At 46.0% G+C, this 1,304-nt stretch carries 2 protein-coding genes; one reads left to right on the top strand and one right to left on the bottom strand.

Translation table 11 applies throughout. From position 1 onward, the window contains the following. Positions 1-201 precede the first annotated feature (201 nt). Entirely contained in the window at positions 202-1,023 is an 822-nt protein-coding gene (locus AABA86_RS34230; RefSeq protein WP_338309882.1) for a hypothetical protein, read from the top strand. 32 nt (positions 1,024-1,055) lie between these two features. Here AABA86_RS34230 and AABA86_RS34225 read toward each other — a convergent pair. Then, positions 1,056-1,304 (bottom strand): hypothetical protein (locus AABA86_RS34225; RefSeq protein WP_338309881.1); only part of this gene is annotated, 249 nt, incomplete at its 5' end.

The following is a 1,304-nucleotide window of genomic DNA, read 5'->3' as shown; positions in this document are numbered from 1 at the left end:
AACATGTGCGCCACAATTGCTTCAAGAATGAATCGCAAACGTGGAACACATGCATCACTTCGAGATCCCCCAGAACCCCCTCCCTCGAGGAGGTCTGGATGGACGAAATCCGACAAGCCACACGAATACCATTCAAGAGGTAGTCAGCACAGGAACCGCAGTCACGCAACTAACTAAAAGGGACGTTCACTTGAAACAGGATTGCATGCCAACCGTTCGATGCAAAAGCATGGAGCCAGCCAGCAAAAACAACCCAAACACAACTCATACACCCTCACGTACAGTAGACCCAACACCACTAAACGTTCCACACCCCGCAATGCCAAGGCAAGCGAGCAAATGGAAGCATCGAGCAGCGCCATGTCTACATCGCTAGGTATGATGAAACCTGGAAATGTACCCACCGCATGTACCGATCGGGACTCGTTATTTGAGGGACAAGAAAAATCGCTTGCACAATCAACATTTTCTTCAAAAGAGATTTTATTTCAAGAGAAATCGCTTTCACAATCATTTTCTTTGAAAGGGTTTTCTTCGAAAAAGTCGGATCATTTTTTAGAAACATTTTCACAATCATTTTACATATGGCAAAAACTCACGTTCAGATCAAAAATCGCGTCCAAACTAGATCACACGACCCGCCGGGACATGCAACACGAATTTCGGTTCGTGCTGCGGCATCACGAATTGACCCCTGACGCTAGCGCCGTCACCGGAATCCCCACGCCAATGAGATTGTGGTCGGCATTCGGCACGTCAAGAGTGAAATCAATCAGCCACATCACATTCCAAACAGTTGGGACAACACAAAAATCAAGCTCCGAAAATGAGGATCGACGAATGCCCGACCGACGGGTTGAAGCTCACGAATTTGAGCTCGAACATGCCGGAGTCAAGCAAAAGCTTCACCAAACCTTAAGAACGCAATGTTTGTGTGCCACAACTGGGTGTGATAAGTCACAAACCGTGACTGGGTTGTCGTTTACCCATTTTGAAAAATCTCGGTCGGGACGCAATTTTTGATCGGGACATGAATTTTGAGTGATTTGATCCGTTTAGTCACTCATTTGCCATGGAATGAGGTGAAAAGCTAGCCCGGGACGCTCAGGGGGGCATTCCATAGCATTTCTGAACATTTCACGTTGGGCTGATTTTTCACCTGGATGCTCCCCCCTACTATAGGAAAACGCAACAATTTCACACTTGTACAAGATGATACCCTTTTTTTGAGGAGACATAAATTTAGTTTGGGCACCTAGAGGTCGAATTTGGACGTGATTTTTTGTAGGCATGCTTATAAAAAT

This window comes from Bradyrhizobium sp. TM233 (assembly GCF_036247965.1).
GTDB classification, from domain to species: Bacteria; Pseudomonadota; Alphaproteobacteria; order Rhizobiales; family Xanthobacteraceae; genus Bradyrhizobium; species Bradyrhizobium ottawaense.
The sequence above is the reverse complement of the archived record's forward strand: the minus strand, read 5'-3'. Positions and strand labels throughout refer to the sequence as shown.